The organism is Mesorhizobium calcicola (assembly GCF_042682105.1).
Lineage (GTDB): Bacteria > Pseudomonadota > Alphaproteobacteria > Rhizobiales > Rhizobiaceae > Mesorhizobium > Mesorhizobium calcicola.
Window position 1 is genome coordinate 38,154 of record NZ_JBHUGY010000037.1, and the last position, 16,204, is coordinate 54,357.

16 protein-coding genes and 1 pseudogene are annotated in these 16,204 nt (G+C 63.5%); 10 read left to right on the forward strand and 7 right to left on the reverse strand.

Annotated features, from left to right (window positions below):
• The first annotated feature begins 17 nt into the window (after positions 1-17).
• Together ACFSQT_RS24460 and ACFSQT_RS24465 are read left to right on the forward strand one after the other, a co-directional pair.
• Positions 18-521: a heme-degrading domain-containing protein gene (locus ACFSQT_RS24460; protein ID WP_379022961.1), complete on the forward strand. Its 504-nt coding sequence runs from the start codon at positions 18-20 to the stop codon at positions 519-521.
• Positions 518-1,792, forward strand: coding sequence for a glycerate kinase type-2 family protein (locus ACFSQT_RS24465; protein ID WP_379022963.1), 1,275 nt, complete (start codon positions 518-520; stop codon positions 1,790-1,792). The genes ACFSQT_RS24460 and ACFSQT_RS24465 overlap by 4 nt, the downstream gene beginning before the upstream one ends.
• A 100-nt stretch (positions 1,793-1,892) precedes the next feature.
• Here the strand turns inward: ACFSQT_RS24465 and ACFSQT_RS24470 are convergent, their stop codons facing one another.
• A complete protein-coding gene (locus tag ACFSQT_RS24470) occupies positions 1,893-2,750 on the reverse strand; it encodes a hypothetical protein (protein WP_379022965.1) in 858 nt (285 codons plus the stop codon).
• Between the two features lie 84 nt (positions 2,751-2,834).
• Between ACFSQT_RS24470 and ACFSQT_RS24475 the strand changes: the two are divergent.
• Positions 2,835-3,054, forward strand: a pseudogene (locus tag ACFSQT_RS24475) (DUF4147 domain-containing protein); the annotation flags it as partial.
• 96 nt (positions 3,055-3,150) lie between these two features.
• On the opposite strand, the gene ACFSQT_RS24480 reads toward ACFSQT_RS24475, so the two are convergent.
• Genes ACFSQT_RS24480 through ACFSQT_RS24490 form a run of 3 tightly spaced genes read right to left on the reverse strand, consistent with a single transcriptional unit; the run spans position 3,151 to position 6,704 of the window.
• Positions 3,151-3,831 carry a UdgX family uracil-DNA binding protein gene (locus tag ACFSQT_RS24480; protein ID WP_379023183.1) on the reverse strand — a complete coding sequence of 227 codons (681 nt, stop codon included), beginning with the start codon at positions 3,829-3,831 and terminating at the stop codon, positions 3,151-3,153.
• Between the two features lie 58 nt (positions 3,832-3,889).
• Positions 3,890-5,275: a glutamine synthetase family protein gene (locus ACFSQT_RS24485; RefSeq protein ID WP_379022967.1), complete on the reverse strand. Its 1,386-nt coding sequence runs from the start codon at positions 5,273-5,275 to the stop codon at positions 3,890-3,892.
• A gap of 46 nt (positions 5,276-5,321) precedes the next feature.
• On the reverse strand, positions 5,322-6,704 hold the full coding sequence (locus ACFSQT_RS24490; RefSeq protein WP_379022969.1) for an aspartate aminotransferase family protein: 1,383 nt from the start codon (positions 6,702-6,704) through the stop codon (positions 5,322-5,324).
• 283 nt (positions 6,705-6,987) lie between these two features.
• Here ACFSQT_RS24490 and ACFSQT_RS24495 point away from each other — a divergent pair, with 283 nt between their 5' ends.
• Positions 6,988-7,440 (forward strand): hypothetical protein, encoded by a 453-nt coding sequence (locus ACFSQT_RS24495; RefSeq protein ID WP_379022971.1) that lies wholly within the window; start codon positions 6,988-6,990, stop codon positions 7,438-7,440.
• Between the two features lie 154 nt (positions 7,441-7,594).
• Here ACFSQT_RS24495 and ACFSQT_RS24500 read toward each other — a convergent pair whose 3' ends face one another.
• Together ACFSQT_RS24500 and ACFSQT_RS24505 are read right to left on the reverse strand one after the other, a co-directional pair.
• Positions 7,595-8,569 carry a WD40 repeat domain-containing protein gene (locus tag ACFSQT_RS24500; protein WP_379022973.1) on the reverse strand — a complete coding sequence of 325 codons (975 nt, stop codon included), beginning with the start codon at positions 8,567-8,569 and terminating at the stop codon, positions 7,595-7,597.
• 249 nt (positions 8,570-8,818) lie between these two features.
• Complete coding sequence (locus tag ACFSQT_RS24505) at positions 8,819-9,877, reverse strand: CobW family GTP-binding protein (protein WP_379022975.1); 1,059 nt, start codon at positions 9,875-9,877, stop codon at positions 8,819-8,821.
• 204 nt (positions 9,878-10,081) lie between these two features.
• Between ACFSQT_RS24505 and ACFSQT_RS24510 the strand changes: the two genes are divergently transcribed.
• Both ACFSQT_RS24510 and ACFSQT_RS24515 read left to right on the forward strand, forming a co-directional pair.
• Positions 10,082-10,843 carry an intradiol ring-cleavage dioxygenase gene (locus ACFSQT_RS24510; RefSeq protein ID WP_379022977.1) on the forward strand — a complete coding sequence of 254 codons (762 nt, stop codon included), beginning with the start codon at positions 10,082-10,084 and terminating at the stop codon, positions 10,841-10,843.
• Positions 10,844-11,060: 217 nt separating this feature from the next.
• Entirely contained in the window at positions 11,061-11,534 is a 474-nt protein-coding gene (locus tag ACFSQT_RS24515) for a MarR family winged helix-turn-helix transcriptional regulator (protein ID WP_379022979.1), read from the forward strand.
• A gap of 14 nt (positions 11,535-11,548) precedes the next feature.
• On the opposite strand, the gene ACFSQT_RS24520 is transcribed toward ACFSQT_RS24515, so the two are convergent.
• On the reverse strand, positions 11,549-12,421 hold the full coding sequence (locus ACFSQT_RS24520; RefSeq protein ID WP_379022981.1) for an AraC family transcriptional regulator: 873 nt from the start codon (positions 12,419-12,421) through the stop codon (positions 11,549-11,551).
• Between the two features lie 52 nt (positions 12,422-12,473).
• Between ACFSQT_RS24520 and ACFSQT_RS24525 the strand changes: the two genes are divergently transcribed.
• The 4 genes from ACFSQT_RS24525 (at position 12,474) to ACFSQT_RS24540 (ending at position 16,109) form a co-directional block, all read left to right on the forward strand.
• Entirely contained in the window at positions 12,474-12,881 is a 408-nt protein-coding gene (locus ACFSQT_RS24525) for a DUF2000 family protein (protein WP_379022983.1), read from the forward strand.
• A gap of 200 nt (positions 12,882-13,081) precedes the next feature.
• Positions 13,082-13,966 (forward strand): DMT family transporter, encoded by an 885-nt coding sequence (locus ACFSQT_RS24530; RefSeq protein WP_379022985.1) that lies wholly within the window; start codon positions 13,082-13,084, stop codon positions 13,964-13,966.
• A gap of 125 nt (positions 13,967-14,091) precedes the next feature.
• Positions 14,092-15,114: a LacI family DNA-binding transcriptional regulator gene (locus ACFSQT_RS24535; protein ID WP_379023185.1), complete on the forward strand. Its 1,023-nt coding sequence runs from the start codon at positions 14,092-14,094 to the stop codon at positions 15,112-15,114.
• Positions 15,111-16,109 (forward strand): 2-hydroxyacid dehydrogenase, encoded by a 999-nt coding sequence (locus tag ACFSQT_RS24540; protein ID WP_379022987.1) that lies wholly within the window; start codon positions 15,111-15,113, stop codon positions 16,107-16,109. Before ACFSQT_RS24535 ends, ACFSQT_RS24540 begins: the two co-directional genes overlap by 4 nt.
• Positions 16,110-16,204 lie beyond the last annotated feature (95 nt).

The window sequence follows — 16,204 nt, forward strand, 5'->3', positions numbered from 1 at the left end:
GTTGACAGGGGAACGACATGGCCGTTGCTGACGACATCGCTCTGATCAAGAGACAGGAAGAGGCTCTTGTCTTTCCCGCCTTCGATGAGGCTGTGGCCTTCAAGATCGGTTCGGCCATCCGCGATCGAGCTTTGGCCGAAAACCTGCCTGTTATCGTCGACATCAGGACCTTCGACCGGCCGCTGTTCTACGCCGCGATGCCCGGTTCGAACGCCTCCAACCCCGACTGGGCGCGGCGCAAGATCAATGTCGTGAAGCGGTTCCTGAAAAGCACCTACCGCATGGTGCTGGAACAGCAGCGCCCCGACCGCTCCTTCAAGATCGGTGAGGGGCTGGATATTGCTGATTATGTGCTGGCCGGCGGTGGGTTCCCGGTCACGGTGAAGGGCGCCGGCGTCATTGGTGTGATCGCCGTTTCCGGTCTGCCGGAGCGCCAGGATCACGGCGTCGTGGTCGAGGCACTGTGCAAGCACCTGGGCATCAACGGGCGCGAGCTCGCGCTGCCGCCGGAAGCAAAATGAGCGATCCGAAGGCCTTCCTCACCTCCATCTTCAACGCCGCTGTCGCCGCCGCCGATCCGGAGCGCACCATCCGGGATCATTTGCCGGCGAAGCCGAGGGGCCGCACCATCGTCATTGGCGCGGGAAAAGGCTCGGCGCAGATGGCGGCGGCCTTCGAGAAAGCCTGGGATGGCCCTATCGAGGGGCTGGTCGTCACGCGTTACGGCTATGGCGCGACCTGCGAGCGCATCGAGATCATCGAGGCGGCGCATCCGGTGCCGGATGCCGCAGGGCTTGAAGCCTCGCGCCGTCTGCTCGCCAAGGTCCAGGGGCTGACCTCGGACGATCTGGTCGTGGCGCTGATCTCCGGCGGCGGTTCGGCGCTGCTGCCATCGCCGGCCGGCAGCCTGACGCTGGCCGACGAGATCGCCGTCAACGAGGCGCTGCTCGCTTCCGGCGCGCCGATCGCGGCAATGAATACCATCCGCAAGCATGTTTCCACCATCAAGGGTGGCCGGCTGGCGGCAGCCGCCTGGCCGGCCAAAGTGGTGTCGCTGGTTGTCTCCGATATTCCCGGCGACAATCCGGCGCTGGTCGCTTCCGGACCGACCGTTCCCGACACCGGCAGCCGCGAAGACGCGCTGGCGTCGATATCAGCCTATGGCATGAAACTGCCGGCCGCGGTGATGGCGCACATCAACTCGCCGGCCGCCGATGCGCCAAACCCTGGGGATGAGCGCTTTTCGCGCAACGAGGTGCATCTGATCGCCTCGGCCGGCGTCTCGCTGGAAGCGGCAGCCGTGGAGGCCAAACGCCAAGGCATCGAGGCGGTCATCCTTTCCGATGCCATCGAAGGTGAAGCGCGCGAGGTCGGTGGCGTCCATGCGGCCATCGCGCGCGAAGTGGCCACTCGCAACCGGCCATTCCCAAAGCCGGTTGTCATCCTGTCCGGCGGTGAGACTACAGTAACGCTGCGCGCGCCCACTAACGGCATAAGGGGCAAGGGCGGCCGAAACTCGGAATTCCTGCTCGCCTTCGCCATCGGCATCAACGGTACGCAAGGCATCCACGCGCTGGCCGCCGACACTGACGGTATCGACGGTTCGGAAGACAATGCCGGTGCCTTCGCCGACGGCTCGACGGTATCGCGCATGCGTGCAACCGGCGTGGACGCCAAGGCGATGCTGGCCGGCAACAATGCCTGGACGGCGTTCCATTCGATTGATGATCTCTTCGTCCCCGGCCCGACCGGCACGAATGTCAACGATCTCAGGGCGATATTGATCCGCTGACGCCGTGATGCTGGCCGGGGACGGTTGTTCGGCCAGGTCAGCCAGGGCGGCATGACCTGGGTCAGCCAGGGCGGCATGACCTGGGCATGGAGCAGACCCTTCAGTGCGAAATCGGGGTCAGTGTCAGGACTTCGCTGTTGGTCTTGCAGGAGTTCGGTATTCCGGTGATGCAGCCCTTCGTGGTTTGCCGGATCGTCATGGTGAAGCTGTCGCCCGACGGACCGATAGCATAGGTGCCGCTGCCAGCGCCCGAAACACCGCTTCCGGCAAGCACATAGTCTACTGTCCCGCCCGCGCGCGACGTCGGCGAGTATACGAAATTCGCAGTGCCACCAGGGAACTTGCCAACCACCTTGAACGGCTCGTCTAGCTTCATCACGGTCCCGGTCACCACGATCCGCGCGCCGCCGCCGGTGACTGTCCAGGGGCCAGGGCAAATCTTGTCCAGCACGTGTTCGGCGATGCGGCCGGCCTCGTCCGCCACCGCATCGTCCTTGGCAAAGCCGGTGAAGCTGTCAACAAGCGCGCCGCCGGGGTTGGTTCTGATCTCAATGGTCCAATCGGCTTTCCCGGCGCCGAACTTGATGCTGCCGCCAATCAGATAGTCTGCCGCGATAGTACCCAGTTTCTTGATCGCGGTGGCCTGGTCGACATACTCCGTCTGCTGGAACTTCTGTTCCTTGTTCACCTCGTCGATTCGCCGCCACTCAACGACCCGTCCAGCGCACCAGGCAAATTGCCCACCGTCATCCAACATGTTGACGGCAGCGTGCAAAATCGCTTCGCTCAGACCGTTGCCGGCAAACTCCTGGCCCGGATAGTTGTCGGTGGTGATGGTGCCGACAGCCAGCACGACATCGGCTTGTTGCGCTGTTGCGATCCCCGGTGAAAGGGAGGCAAGCAGAAGCGCGCAAAGCACAGGTACAAAACGCGACACCAACGACCGAACCAGCACCATGATGCCCCCCACATGGATCATGCGTTCACACTCATACAGTCACTATGGTCTGTCCAATGAAATCTCAGGCGCGGAGTAGCCGCCGGCCTGACGCTGGCCGACGAGATCGCCGTCAACGAGGCGCTGCTCGCTTCCGGCGCACCGATCGCGGCGATGAACACCATCCGCAAGCATGTCTCCACCATCAAGGGTGGCCGGCTGGCGGCAGCCGCCTGGCCGGCCAAAGTGGTGTCGCTGGTTGTCTCCGATATTCCCGGCGACAATCCCAGCGCTGGTCGCCTCCGGACCGACCGTTCCATACAGCGGCAGTCGCGGCGTTCAATGCCGTCGGCGATCTTTTCGCGCCCGGCTCGACAGGCAAGAATGTCAACGACCTGAGAGCAATCCTCGTTAAGTAACCTTAAGCCGCCATCAGCCGTTTCACCTGTTTCATGTCGTGCAGGAACCGCTCGCGTTCGGCTTCCTTGTCTGCGGCTTCACGGACGCGCAGGATGAAGGAGGGATGGATGGTAATGAACACGCGCAGTCCGTCGTCGCGCTTGATCACCTCGCCGCGCATCTTCATCACCGGTGTTGCCTTGCCCAGCAGCGACAACGCCGCCGTTGCGCCAAGCGCGACAGCAAGATTTGGCTTGATCAACTCGAACTCCTTGTCGAGCCACCAGCGGCAGGCCTGAACCTCGCCGGCATTCGGCTTGGAATGAATGCGACGCTTGCCGCGCGGTTCGAACTTGAAGTGCTTGACCGCGTTGGTGACGTAGACTTTCTGCCGGTCGACCCCTGCGTCGTCCAGTATGGCATCGAAGACCTTGCCCGCCGGGCCAACGAACGGTTTTCCGGCGAGATCCTCCTGATCACCCGGCTGTTCGCCGACGAAGATCACCTTGGCGTTATCGGGCCCTTCACCGAAGACGGTCTGTGTTGCATTGCCCCACAGGGGACAGCGACGGCAACCTTGTGCCGCCTCGCGCAGTTCCGTGACCGAGTTGGCATTGGTCTCGGCTGATATCAACTCGGCGCGTGGCACAGAAACGCGCCGGTCTGGCATCTTCGCCTCACGCGGAAGGCCCGTGGTCGCCATCATCCTGCCTCGTCCGGTTCGATATTGAAATGGACGAGGCGAACGATGGTTCCTTTCCTCAAACCTCGTGCAGATAGAGGTGGTAGTCCAGCTCGCTGACCGTGCGCGCCACGCGCAGATATTCGGCCTGCTTGATCGCCACGAAGGTCCGGTGCAGGTCTTCGCCGAGCGCGCCCTTCAGGAAGCTCGATGCCCGCGCGGCCTCGATGGCGGCGCGCCAGTCGACCGGCATCGTCGTGCGCGTCACCGCCGCTTCATAGCCGTTGCCGGTGGTTTCCGGGCCGGGGTCGAGACCTTCGTCGAGGCCTTTGACGATGCCGGCAAGCACGGTCGCGGCGATCAGATAGGGGTTGGCATCGACGCCCGACGGCCGGTGCTCGATGCGCCGGTTCTTCGCGTCGCCCGCCGGTATTCGCAGTGCTACCGAGCGGTTGTTGACGCCCCAGGTCGGCGCCACCGGTGCATAGGATTGCGAAACGAAGCGCCGCCAGGAGTTGGCGTGCGGCGCAAACACCAGCATGGATTCGGCCATCGTCTGGATGAGGCCGCCGAGACCGCGCAACAGCGGCAGCGACCAGCTCTCGCCACCGGCTTCGGCAAAGACGTTTCGGCCCGCCTTGTCCAGCAGCGAGACATGGAAATGCATGCCCGAGCCGGCATATTTCTCGATCGGCTTGGCCATGAAACAAGCGGTGACGCCATGGCGGCGTGCCTGTGCTCGCACCAGCCGTTTCAGCATGACGAGATCGTCGGCCGCCCGCATCACGTCCTTGCGGTAGTTCAGCGTCAATTCGTACTGGCCGGGCGCGTATTCGGAAATCACCGTCTCGGCAGGAATGCCTTGCGCCTTGGCCGCCGCATAGATGTCGGAGAACAGCGGCTCCATGCCGTGTAGATGATCGACGGAATAGACTTCCGTCTTGCCGGAGACGCGGCCGTCGAGCACGGCGCGCGCCGGCTGCACCTTGCCTTCGGCGTCGCGCTCATTGGCCAGCAGAAAGAACTCCAGCTCGAAGGCGCCGGCGGGATAAAGACCCTTGGCCGCCAGTATCTCCACTTGCCGGGCCAGCGCCAGCCGCGGATCCGACGACATTGGCTGGCCGTCGAGGTGATGCATCGCCATCAGCAGTTGGCCGCGCGGCGGGTTTGTGCCGTAGAGCGGCACCAGCGTGCCGGGGATCGGCCATGCCCTGAGGTCGCCGTCACCGGTGGTCCAGATCAGCCCGGTCTCGTGCACGTCCTCGCCGGTGATATCGAGGCCCAGAATCGAGATCGGCATATGGCGGCCGCCCTCGAAGATGCCTTTCAGCTCATGCCGGCGCACGATCTTGCCGCGGCCGACGCCATTGGCGTCGGTCAGCACGATATCGAAGGCTTCGATCTCGGGGTGGGCGTCGAGAAAGGCTTGCGCCTCGGTGGGCGTCGAGCCCGAAGGTGAGGTCATGATCTGTCCGGCTTTGCTTGGCGCGCCCATTTGTTAGCCGCTTGTCTCATGCCGCAAGCTTTGCCGCAACCACGCCGAAGGCGGTGATCAGCCGGTTGACCTGGGCTCCGGTGGTCGCCGGCGAGATCAGCATCATGTTGTGGAAAGGTGCGATCAGCACGCCGCGATTGACCAGCGCGACATGGATGGCTGCCTCCAGTTCCGGCGCATGCGCCGTTTCCGCCTCGGCGCCATTTCTCAAGGGGCCGGGTGCACAGATGAACTCGACGCGGGCGCCGACGCGGGCAACATGCCAGGGCAAGCGGTAGCGGTCGATCACGCCGGTCAGTCCGGCGTCGAGCCGCCGCGCCAGATGATCCATGCGGGCATAATTGTCCTCGGTCATCACCTCTTCGAGCGTGGCGCGCATCGCCGCGAACTGCAGCGGATTGGCCGACAATGTCGTGCCCATGCCGGAATAACCCGGCTCCTTCTCCCTGTTGTAGGCGGCGTAGCGCGAGGCGACATCGTCGCTCATGCCCCACACACTTGCCGGCACACCGCCGGCGATCGGCTTGCCCAGCACGAAGAAGTCCGGCTCCAGGCCGTGTGTCCTGGTGTAGCCGCCCTGGCCGGTCGAGATCGTATGCGTCTCGTCGATCAGAAGCATCGTACCGGCTTCCCGCGTCAGCCTGCGCAGCGCGTCATGGAAGCCTGGATCGGCCAGCACCATGCAGGAATTGGTCAGCACCGGCTCGGCGATGACACAGGCGACATCCTTGTCCCTAAGCGCGGCCTCCAGGGCGGCGACGTCGTTGAACTCGATGACCTTGGCCGTACGGGTCAGGTCGCGGAATTCGCCCGCCAGCCCCGGCCGGTTGACAGGGATACCGTCGACCAGCCGCACCATCGTCTCGTCGACCGAGCCGTGATAGCAGCCGTTGAAGACCAGGATCTTTTCCCTGGAGGTGACGGCGCGGGCAACCCGCAGCGCAAAGCGGTTGGCATCTGTCGCCGTCGTCGCGATCTGCCAGAACGGCAGGCCGAAACGCTGCTGCAACAGCGGCCCGATGGCGAGCGCGTCTTCCGAAGGCAGCATATAGGTCAGGCCGCGTCCGGCCTGGCGGCGTATGGCGCGCGCTACCGGCGGCGGCGAATGGCCGAACATCGAGCCGGTGTCGCCAAGGCAGAAATCGTCGAGCCTGATACCGTCGATGTCGGTGATGGTGGCGCCCCTGGCGCTGTCGACCAGGATCGGAAACGGCGTCGGCCAGTCGTTCATCCAGTGCATCGGCACACCGCCGAAGAAGCCGGGCAGGCCATTGCCGACCTTGGCTTGCGATTGCGGCCGCGCCTTGCGGAAGGCTGCCGCCTCGGTCTCGCGCAGATCGGCAATGCGGTCGCGATCAATGCCGCCGATGGACGTCCTTGAAGTGTCGCTACTGTGCATGAAAACCCCCTAGAGCAATTCCAAGGAAAAGTGCGAAACGGTTTTCCCGGGAAAGCGCATAGCGCTTTCCCTCAGGGAATTGCGCAAGACAAAGAGACAGAGCGGTTCTGCGTTTCCGTGAAACGATGAACCGCTCTGGTTGGTCCCTCTTAGCCAATCCATGTCCGCGACTGCAATCGGCCGCGCGTCTGCCCTGCATTGGCTCAGCCGCGAATTGCAATGCTTGACGCAGATACCGAAGTCAGCGCCAATGCGGACGGCAATGGGCGACGTGGGGGAAAAAATGCGGACGATCATCGGCGCAGCGGCGCTGTTCCTGTCGGCCGGCACAGCCGTCGCCTCCGGCGGCATCTGGTGCAACGTCGACGATGCGGCTGTCACATTCGATGTCGGTGCCGGCGTCACCAGAGGCATGGGCGGCCCGACTTTCAACTTTCGCGGCGACCTTGAAATCAAGGCAAGGCCCGTTGACGACCATCTGCACAAGACCGCGTTCGAGGATTCCAACCTGACCCAGTACTGGCTCGACGACAAGGAGCTGCGGCTGAACATCTACCACGAGAATCAGGTCGCAAATGCCTATAACTATGTCGAACTGACGATCCTGACCAAGGCCAGCGACGAAGGCATCTATGACGGGCAGTATACGCTTGCCGTCTATGACAGCACGGCCGACAAGGATGGCGATGGCAAGACCGCCGATCTGACCGGCAAGGTTTCCTGCGGCGCCGAATAAATCCCAGACTAAAGCTGTGCTGAGATTCAGGTCAGGCCGAGCCGAAAATGATGGCTTTCGAGAACCGGAGCGGAGCGGACATTCGGGTCCGTGAGCACCGGAAGCGCTCAGAGCCGTCGTTTGCAGGCCGGCCTCACCTGAATATCAACACACCTTACGCCGTGATGTCGATGACGCCGCAGTCGCCGGCCGCGCTGCCGAAGGCGACGCGGCGTTCTTCCTTGTCCCACATCATCGAGGTGACGGCGCCCTTGCCCGGTCGCCGCAGCAGCACTTCCTTGGCGTCCGAGAAGCGTACGGCCATCACCATGCCGTCGTCATAGCCGACGGCGACGACATCCTGGCTCGGGTGGCAGGCGACCGCCGTCGCCATGGCGTTGCCGCGCGTGCCGAGTTCCAGCGGCGCCTTGCCCATCGGCCCGTCCTTGCCTGAAAACGGCCAGACGATCGCCGCCGGTGCGCCGGAACTCGCCAGCCACTTGCCTTTCACGCTCCACGACAGGCTTTTGACCTTGCCGGGATAGCCCGTCATGCGCATGTGCTTGCCGTCGGCGAGCTTCCAGCCATGCAGGGCGTTTTCCTGCATGGTGGTGACGAGGAAGGCGCCGTCGGGCGAGAAGGTGATGCCGGTATGGGCGCCGGCCCATTCGAGCTCGACCGGCTTGCCCTCGGCGGCCGGGAAATGCAGCGTCGCGCCATTGTAGCGGGCAACACCGAAGCGCATGCCCTTGGGCGAGAACGCCAGCCCCTCGACCGAACGCGGATGGACAAATTCCCTGGTCTTGCCGTCGGCGAAGCGCACGAAGGCTGTCTTGCCCGTCGCATAGGCGATGGCACCCTGCGGTCCGCCGGCGACGCTGGTGATCCATTTTTTGCCGGCGCTCGCCAGCTCCTTGACGTTGCCGCCTGCGGTGACGGAGAAAATCTTGCCATCCTCGCCGCCGGTGATCAGCCGGTCATTGGCCGCATCGTGGAAAGCCGCGAGCAGCCCGTCATTGGCCTGCACCGTCTTGTGGCCATGGTCGAGCCGATGGACGGTGCCGTCGGCCATCGCGAAATGCGGCACGTCGCCGAGGAAGACGGCGGCGACGCAATGGCCTTCGAGATCAAGCGGGGCGACTGTGGGCATATAAGACCATTCCATTCGAGATTTCTGCTTGCGCCTCTCAGCGTCTCATCAGAGGCGGCCGCGCTCGTTTCCTTCTCCCCTTGTGGGAGAAGGTGGATTGGCGCGCAGCGCCAAGACAGTTGAGGGGTGCTGGACGGAATGCGGTTTGCCAAGCTGGAACACCCCTCATCCGACTGAGCTTCGCTTGGCCACCTTCTCCCACAAGGGGAGAAGGAAGGCCAGCGCTAGCGCCATAAATTGATTGGGAAATCAAGCCGCCTGGCAGGCCTCAAAACTCTTCTTCAGCCGTTCGGCGTCGAGTTCGCGGCCGATGAACACCAGCCGGCTCTCATGCTTTTCGCCGTCCTTCCAGGCGCGCTGGTGGTCGCCCTCGATGATCATGTGCACGCCCTGGATAACATAGCGCTCGTCATCGCCCTTGAGCGCGATGATGCCCTTCAGCCGCAGGATGTTGGGGCCTTCCATCTGGGTGATCTTCTCGATCCAAGGGAAGAATTTTTTCGGGTCCATCTCGCCGCCGCGCAGCGACACCGACTGCACCGTCACGTCATGGATGTCGGAAGGATGGTCGTGATGGTCGTGCCCGTCATGATCATGGTGATGGTGGCCATCGTGATCGTGGTGGTCGTGGTCATGATGGTCGTGATCGTCATGACCTTCGAGGAAATGCGGGTCGTTCTCCAGCGCCCTTGAAAGATCGAAGGCGCCGCGGTCGAGCACTTCCGACAGGGCGACGCCGGCGCGGGTGGTGCGATGGATCTTCGCCGCCGGATTGATGGCGCGGATCGTCGCTTCGACCTTGGCGAGCTCTTCGGAGGTGACGAGATCGGTCTTGTTGAGCACGACGACATCGGCGAAGGCGATCTGGTCCTCGGCTTCCCTGGAATCCTTGAGCCGCAGCGGCAGATGCTTGGCATCGACCAGCGCCACCACCGCGTCGAGCCTGGTCTTGGAGCGCACGTCGTCGTCCATGAAGAAGGTCTGCGCCACCGGCACCGGATCGGCGAGGCCGGTGGTCTCGACCACGATGGCGTCGAAACGGCCCGGCCGGCGCATCAGGCCCTCGACGACACGGATCAGGTCGCCGCGCACCGTGCAGCAGACGCAGCCATTGTTCATCTCGTAGATCTCCTCGTCGGATTCCACGATCAGCTCATTGTCGATGCCGATTTCGCCGAACTCGTTGACGATGACGGCGTAACGCTTGCCGTGGTTTTCCGACAGGATGCGGTTGAGCAGCGTCGTCTTGCCGGCGCCGAGATAGCCGGTCAGAACGGTTACGGGGATCTGCATCTGTGCGTCGCTCATCACTTGCCTCGAAGAATATGGGCCTTTGAAGAATCCAGGGCCTCGAAAAAGGGATTGTCGGCTCCATATAGGATGTGTGCCGGGCTTTTGCACGAGGCAAACCGATGGTCCAAACCGGCTCGCCGGCATGACCGGATTTTCACTGGCGAGAGCCGCCATCACGGCCTGGATCAGGACGCGGGAGGCCAATTCGCGAGGCATGACATGTCCGGCAAGCCATCCTCATTCCCGTTGAGCCGGCGCAAGGCGCTCGGCTTGATCGCGGTGACAGCCGGCGGTGGTGCCTTCCTGCCGGCCGCCGCAATGGCCGCCCAATCTTCGGCCACCAGGTCTTCGGCTGCCAAGACCTCGTCCTATGCCGGACTGGCCCTGTTTGAAACTGGCGCCGGCGTCTGCTCCATCACACCCGAGGTGACCGAAGGGCCATTCTATTTCGACCCGAAACTCGAACGTGCCGATGTCACCGAAGGCAAGAAGGGCCTTGCCCTCGATGTAAGGCTGCAGGTTGTCGACGCGGCCTGCCGCCCGCTTGTCGGCGCCCGCGTCGACATCTGGCATTGCGACGCGCAAGGTGCCTATTCGGGCTATCCAAGACAAGGTGACGGCCGCGATGTCGACACGTCGGGCCAGACCTTCCTGCGTGGCTGGCAGAAGACCGATGCAAGCGGCATCGTTTCCTTCGCCACCATCTATCCCGGCTGGTATCGTGGCCGCACCACCCATATCCATTTCAAGGTCTTCCCCGACGACAGTTCGGTGATGACCGGCCAGTTGTTTTTCCCCGACAGTCTCAGCGAGCAGATATTCACGACAGTCGCGCCATACAATGACCGACCCGGCAAACGCGACACCTCGAACGCCAGCGACGGTATCGCCAGGCAGGCGGGAGCGTTGTCGCAGGCCGCACTGCGTGAGGTGGAGGATGCCTACCAGGCGCTGATGATCGTCGCGGTGAAGCCCGGCTGAGCGACATTCCCTCACGCACGCGGCCCGCGGCGAAAACTCCGCTCGCGAAAAGTCGTTTGTCATCTAACTGAAATAAACATCTGGCATTAGCCACGGCGGACACCGCAATGCTTGCCGGCAAAGCTGTTTGGAATGCCGGAATCTTTTTGATCGTCGATTGCCAACCGGCCGGCTGTGTCTATGCTGACCGCACCGGTACGGCCGAAGAGGGATGACCATGGCCAAGGCGGACAAGACTGCGACAATGAGCCGGCTGCATTCGGCGGCAAGGCTGGCAAGAACCGCGCTCGCGGCGCGGCTTCTGGCGCACGGCTTCTATGCCGGCCAGGACCAGATCATGCTGGCGCTCGACCGTGAAGACGGCCAGACACCGGGCAATCTGGCCGGCCGCCTCGGCGTGCGCCCGCCGACCATCACCAAGACCATCAACCGGCTGCAGGCGCAGGGCTTTCTGGAAAAGCGCGCCTCGTCGGCCGATGCACGCCAGGCGCATATTTTCCTCACCGATACAGGCCGCGACATCATCCACGCCATCGAGAAATCGGTGAAGAAGACCGAAAAGCAGGCGCTGAAGGGCCTCGACAAGAAGGACCAGAAGGCGCTGTTCAAGCTGCTTGCCCGCATCGAGGCCAATCTCTCGAACGAGGAATTGGTGTTGATCGACGACGACGCCGAGACGGACGACGCCTGATCCCGGCGCAACGATCAAGCCGCCGCCGCGGCAGCGCGTTGGATCAGCGACGACCAGCGCCCCGGCGTCATGCCGAACGCCTTCTTGAATTGCCTGATAAAATGGCTTTGGTCGCTGAAGCCGGCCTCGATGGCGATCTGCGCCAGGGGCTCGCCGGCAGCGATCATCCGCCGCGCGCTCTGAAGCCGGCGCATCACCACGAAGCGATGCGGGCTGGTGCAGAAGGCGGCGCGGAAATGTCGTGACAGGGCATAGCGGTCGAGCCCGGTGATCGCCTCCAATTCGCCCGAACGGACGAGGCGGCCGGAATTCTCCGTGAGATAATCGCGCGCCAGCGCCGCCGCTCGCCATGCCGTTCTGGCAATCGGCTTCGCCGGCTGGCCGGCATGCCGCGCCAGGCTTTGCATCAGCTGGGCGAGGAAGTCGGCAACGAACAGCTCGTCGAGTTCCTCCTCCAGCGGCCCCAGCGCCGAAAGCAGCGTTGCGCAGAAGCTGTCGTCCGTCAGCACGCCGTCCCTGACGAACGGCAGCGACACGCCGCCAAGGCAGTCGAGCATCAGCGACGGTTCCAGATAGAGCATCCTGTAGCGCAACCCCTCCTCGGTGCCGGCACCGCCGTCATGCAATTCGTCGGGATGCAGCACGATGACCTGGCCGGGCAGGCTGTGGCGTGTCGCGCCGAGGTAGCGGAACGTCTGCACGCCGTGCAGCGTCACCCCGATGGCGTAGGTGTCGTGGCGATGCAGATCGAAGGCGCTGCCATGGAAGCGCGCCTCGATCCGCTCCATGCCGGCGGGGTCGGAGGCGGAGATGATGCAGTTCTCCGCCGCGTCGACGCACAAACGTCCAAGACCCTCGAAGGCCTGGCGGTCTAATTCGAGCGACATTGTCTCCTTCAGCCTCGAAACCGGGGCGCAACCTCGAATGGGCTATTTTCTCATGTTCGATACGAAATTTGCAATCGTGCTCAGGGAGGATCTGCCGGTCTGGCAGAAACTCAATGTCACCGCCTTCCTCACCAGCGGCATCGTCGCCCAGTCTCCAGACATCATCGGCGAACCTTATCGCGATCGCGCCGGCAATCTCTACAATCCGCTGTCGGTCCAGCCGGTCATCGTGCTGTCCACCGACCAAGCAATGCTGGGCACGATCCACCGGCGCACGCTGGAGCGCGGCGTGACGACTTCGCTCTATGTCGAGGAGATGTTTTCGACCGGCTTTGATGCGGCCAACCGCGCCGTCTTCGCCGAATTCGCGCCTGAAGACGCCAAGGTGGTCGGTATCGCGCTTCGCGCCGAAAAGAAGGTGGTCGACAAGATCACCAAGGGTGCCCGCATGCACGCCTAGCATCCAGGAGCATGGACTAAGCCTGCCGGCGGCTGTTGTTATGCCAGCCGGCTTTGGCGTGGCGGCCGGCGACAATTGGCTTGCCGGCAAGCGGCATTTCCCGCAAAGGTGGGCTCCAGCCCAGCTTCCCACCCGGCCTGCAAGTGAGTGCTCCCCAACGACATCCAGAAAGCGCGACGCCCCCGGTGGCGATTCTCTGCATGCTTTCCACCTACGTCTTCTTCACCTTCCTCGACACCTCAAGCAAATATCTCGTCCTTGCCGGCGTATCCGTACTGATCGTCGCCTGGGTGCGCTTTGCCGTGCATGTCGTGCTGGTCGGCACGCTTTTGCGCGGCTGGCGCCAACCGGTGCGGTTTCGCCCAGTCAACCTGCCGGCACATGTCCTGCGCGGCCTGTTCCTGTTCGGATCGACCATGTTCAACATCCTGGCGCTCAGGTCCCTGCAACTGGCCGAGACCACCTCGATCTATTTCTTCGGGCCGATGGTGATCACGGCGCTCGCCGGACCGTTGCTTGGCGAATGGGCCGGCTGGCGGCGCTGGCTGGCGATCCTGGCTGCCTTCGCCGGGGTTCTGATCATCACCCGGCCAGGCGTCGGTGTCTTCGGCATCGGGCATCTCTTCGCGCTCGGCTCGATGTTGTCGAACTGCTTCTACGTCATCATGACGCGCCGCATGTCGGCGAGCGAGACGTCGGAAAGCCTCATCCTGTTTGCGGCGCTGGCGCCGGCGGTGCTGCTTTTGCCCTTGCTGCCGTTTTCGTTCTCCCTGCCGCATGACGGCTGGCACTGGTTCGTCCTGCTCATGCTCGGCGTGTTCGGCGGCGTCGGTCACTGGCTGCTGGTCCAGGCCTACCGACTGGCGACGACCACGGCATTGGCGCCATACCCCTATTCACAGATGGTGTGGATGATCATTTCCGGCTGGATCGTCTTCAAGCAGTTTCCCGACCGCTGGACACTGGTCGGAGCCGCAATCATCGTCGCCAGCGGCCTCTACATCGTCCATCGCGAGCACCAGCTTCGGCTGCAGAGCCGTGCGGCCTCGGATGTCGAGGCGGAAGCTCTGGCAAAAAAACTTTGATTTGCCCTCGATCGGTGGCATAACGCCGCCTTTAAACTGTTTAATGCATGTCGCCCCAAAAGTGGGAACCGGTTTCGGGACAACGACATGCATAAGGGTTGAAGCCGGTCGGGGAGCACAGGTCGCTGGCACAGAAGATCAAGCTATCGACGATCGCGGACGCGCTCGGCGTGTCGACGGCCACGGTGTCGCTGGCGCTGCGCGACAGCCCGCTGGTCGCCGGCGCCACCCGCGACCGCATCAAGGAACATGCGCGCGCCATCGGCTATATCTACAACCGCCGCGCCGCCAGCCTGCGCACCTCGCGTTCGGGCATTGTCGGTGTCGTCGTCCACGACATCATGAACCCGTTCTTCGCCGAGATCCTGCGCTCGATCGAAAGCGAGCTCGACCGCAGCCGGCAGACCTTCATCCTGTCCAACCACTACGACCAGCTCGAGAAGCAGCGGACCTTCATCGACACGCTTTTGCAGCTCGGCGCCGACGGCGTCATCATGTCGCCGGCCATCGGCACACCGGCTTCCGACATCCTGATGGCCGAGGAGAACGGGCTGCCGGCGGTGCTGATCGCGCGCACCGTCGAGGGCGCCGACGTGCCGGTGTTTCGCGGCGACGATGCCTATGGCACCGGGCTCGCCACCAACCATCTGATTTCGCTCGGCCACAAGCGCATCGCCATGATCGGCGGCACCGACCAGACCTCGACCGGCCGCGATCGCTACCAGGGTTACGTCAACGCCATGGAGGCTGCCGGGCTTGAGGTCAGGCCGTCCTGGCGCATTGCCGGGCCGCGCACGAAGCAGGGCGGATTCGAGGCGGCTGGACAGTTTTTGGCGCTGAAAGACAAGCCGACCGCCGCCTGCTGCTGGAATGATCTGGTCGCCATCGGCCTGATGAACGGCATTGCCCGTGCCGGCCTGGTGCCGGGCACCGACATTTCGGTCACCGGCTATGACGATCTCGAGGAGGCGGCAATCGCAACACCGGCGCTCACCACAGTCTGGAATGGCCAGCGCGAGGTTGGCCGCCGCGCCGCCAGCGCGCTGCTGGACAAGCTCAACGGACAGACGGTGCGGCCCTCGCAGGAATTGATCAAGCCGGAACTGCACGTGCGCCAGTCGACCGGCAAGCCTGTGGAGCGTGCATGACCAAGGCCGAACACTTGCAGACCGTCGCCATACTGGTGCCGGGCGATTTCAATGATCATGCGGTCGACCGCATCGAACACACTTTCAGGCGGATCAAAATCGAACGTGCCGATCCGACGCTGGTCACCGACGAGATGCGCAGCAACGTGCGCGCCATCGCTTCGTTCGCCGGCATCAATGCGGCGATGATGGATGCATTGCCCAATCTCGAACTCGTCGCCTCCTTCGGCGTTGGCTATGATTCGGTCGATGTCGGCCATGCGGCGGCGAAAAACATCATGGTCACCAACACGCCCGACGTGCTGACCGAGGAGGTCGCCGACACCGCGATCGGCCTTTTGATCAACACCGTGCGCGAGTTGTACAACGCCGAGAGATGGCTGCGTGACGGCAGCTGGGTGCGCAAGGGCAACTATCCGCTGAGCCGGCTGACCCTGCGCGGGCGCCGCGTCGGCATTTTCGGCATGGGCCGCATCGGAAAAGCCATTGCCCGTCGGCTGGAGGCTTTTGGCCTGCCGGTCGCCTATCACAACCGGCGCCAGGTCGAAGGCCTGGGCTATCAGTACCATCCGACGCTGAAAGGTCTCGCCGAAGCGGTCGATACGCTGATTTCGGTGGCGCCAGGCGGTGCCTCGACGGAGAGGGCGGTCAATGCCGAAATCCTGTCGGCACTTGGCGCCAACGGCGTGTTCGTCAACATCGGTCGCGGCAGCACGGTCGACGAGGCCGCGCTCGCGGCAGCGCTTGCCAACGGCACCATCGCCGCTGCCGGGCTTGATGTCTTCGCCGACGAGCCGAACGTGCCCAAGGCGCTGCTCGACGCGCCGAACGCCTCGCTGTTGCCGCATGTCGGCTCGGCCTCGGACCATACACGCCGCGCCATGGCGGATCTGTGCGTCGACAATCTGGTCTCCTGGTTCACCGGGCGGCGGCCGCTGACGCCGGTGCCGGAGACGGTGAATGTGAAGGCCAAAGCAATTCCAGGAAAAGTGTGAAACGGTTTTCCGTCCGGAATTGCGCCAAGAAGAAGCGGCAATTCCAGGGAAGTGTGAAGCGCTTTTCCGTCCCGATAGAGTGGCAGGTCGCCACA

What these genes read in the sequence shown, in the direction of transcription:
- ACFSQT_RS24460 (WP_379022961.1), top strand. Translation starts at nt 18, where the DNA reads ATGGCCGTTGCTGACGACATCGCTCTGATCAAGAGACAGGAAGAGGCT.
- ACFSQT_RS24465 (WP_379022963.1), top strand. Translation starts at nt 518, where the DNA reads ATGAGCGATCCGAAGGCCTTCCTCACCTCCATCTTCAACGCCGCTGTC.
- ACFSQT_RS24470 (WP_379022965.1), bottom strand. Translation starts at nt 2,750, where the DNA reads ATGGTGCTGGTTCGGTCGTTGGTGTCGCGTTTTGTACCTGTGCTTTGC.
- ACFSQT_RS24480 (WP_379023183.1), bottom strand. Translation starts at nt 3,831, where the DNA reads ATGGCGACCACGGGCCTTCCGCGTGAGGCGAAGATGCCAGACCGGCGC.
- ACFSQT_RS24485 (WP_379022967.1), bottom strand. Translation starts at nt 5,275, where the DNA reads ATGACCTCACCTTCGGGCTCGACGCCCACCGAGGCGCAAGCCTTTCTC.
- ACFSQT_RS24490 (WP_379022969.1), bottom strand. Translation starts at nt 6,704, where the DNA reads ATGCACAGTAGCGACACTTCAAGGACGTCCATCGGCGGCATTGATCGC.
- ACFSQT_RS24495 (WP_379022971.1), top strand. Translation starts at nt 6,988, where the DNA reads ATGCGGACGATCATCGGCGCAGCGGCGCTGTTCCTGTCGGCCGGCACA.
- ACFSQT_RS24500 (WP_379022973.1), bottom strand. Translation starts at nt 8,569, where the DNA reads ATGCCCACAGTCGCCCCGCTTGATCTCGAAGGCCATTGCGTCGCCGCC.
- ACFSQT_RS24505 (WP_379022975.1), bottom strand. Translation starts at nt 9,877, where the DNA reads ATGAGCGACGCACAGATGCAGATCCCCGTAACCGTTCTGACCGGCTAT.
- ACFSQT_RS24510 (WP_379022977.1), top strand. Translation starts at nt 10,082, where the DNA reads ATGTCCGGCAAGCCATCCTCATTCCCGTTGAGCCGGCGCAAGGCGCTC.
- ACFSQT_RS24515 (WP_379022979.1), top strand. Translation starts at nt 11,061, where the DNA reads ATGGCCAAGGCGGACAAGACTGCGACAATGAGCCGGCTGCATTCGGCG.
- ACFSQT_RS24520 (WP_379022981.1), bottom strand. Translation starts at nt 12,421, where the DNA reads ATGTCGCTCGAATTAGACCGCCAGGCCTTCGAGGGTCTTGGACGTTTG.
- ACFSQT_RS24525 (WP_379022983.1), top strand. Translation starts at nt 12,474, where the DNA reads ATGTTCGATACGAAATTTGCAATCGTGCTCAGGGAGGATCTGCCGGTC.
- ACFSQT_RS24530 (WP_379022985.1), top strand. Translation starts at nt 13,082, where the DNA reads ATGCTTTCCACCTACGTCTTCTTCACCTTCCTCGACACCTCAAGCAAA.
- ACFSQT_RS24540 (WP_379022987.1), top strand. Translation starts at nt 15,111, where the DNA reads ATGACCAAGGCCGAACACTTGCAGACCGTCGCCATACTGGTGCCGGGC.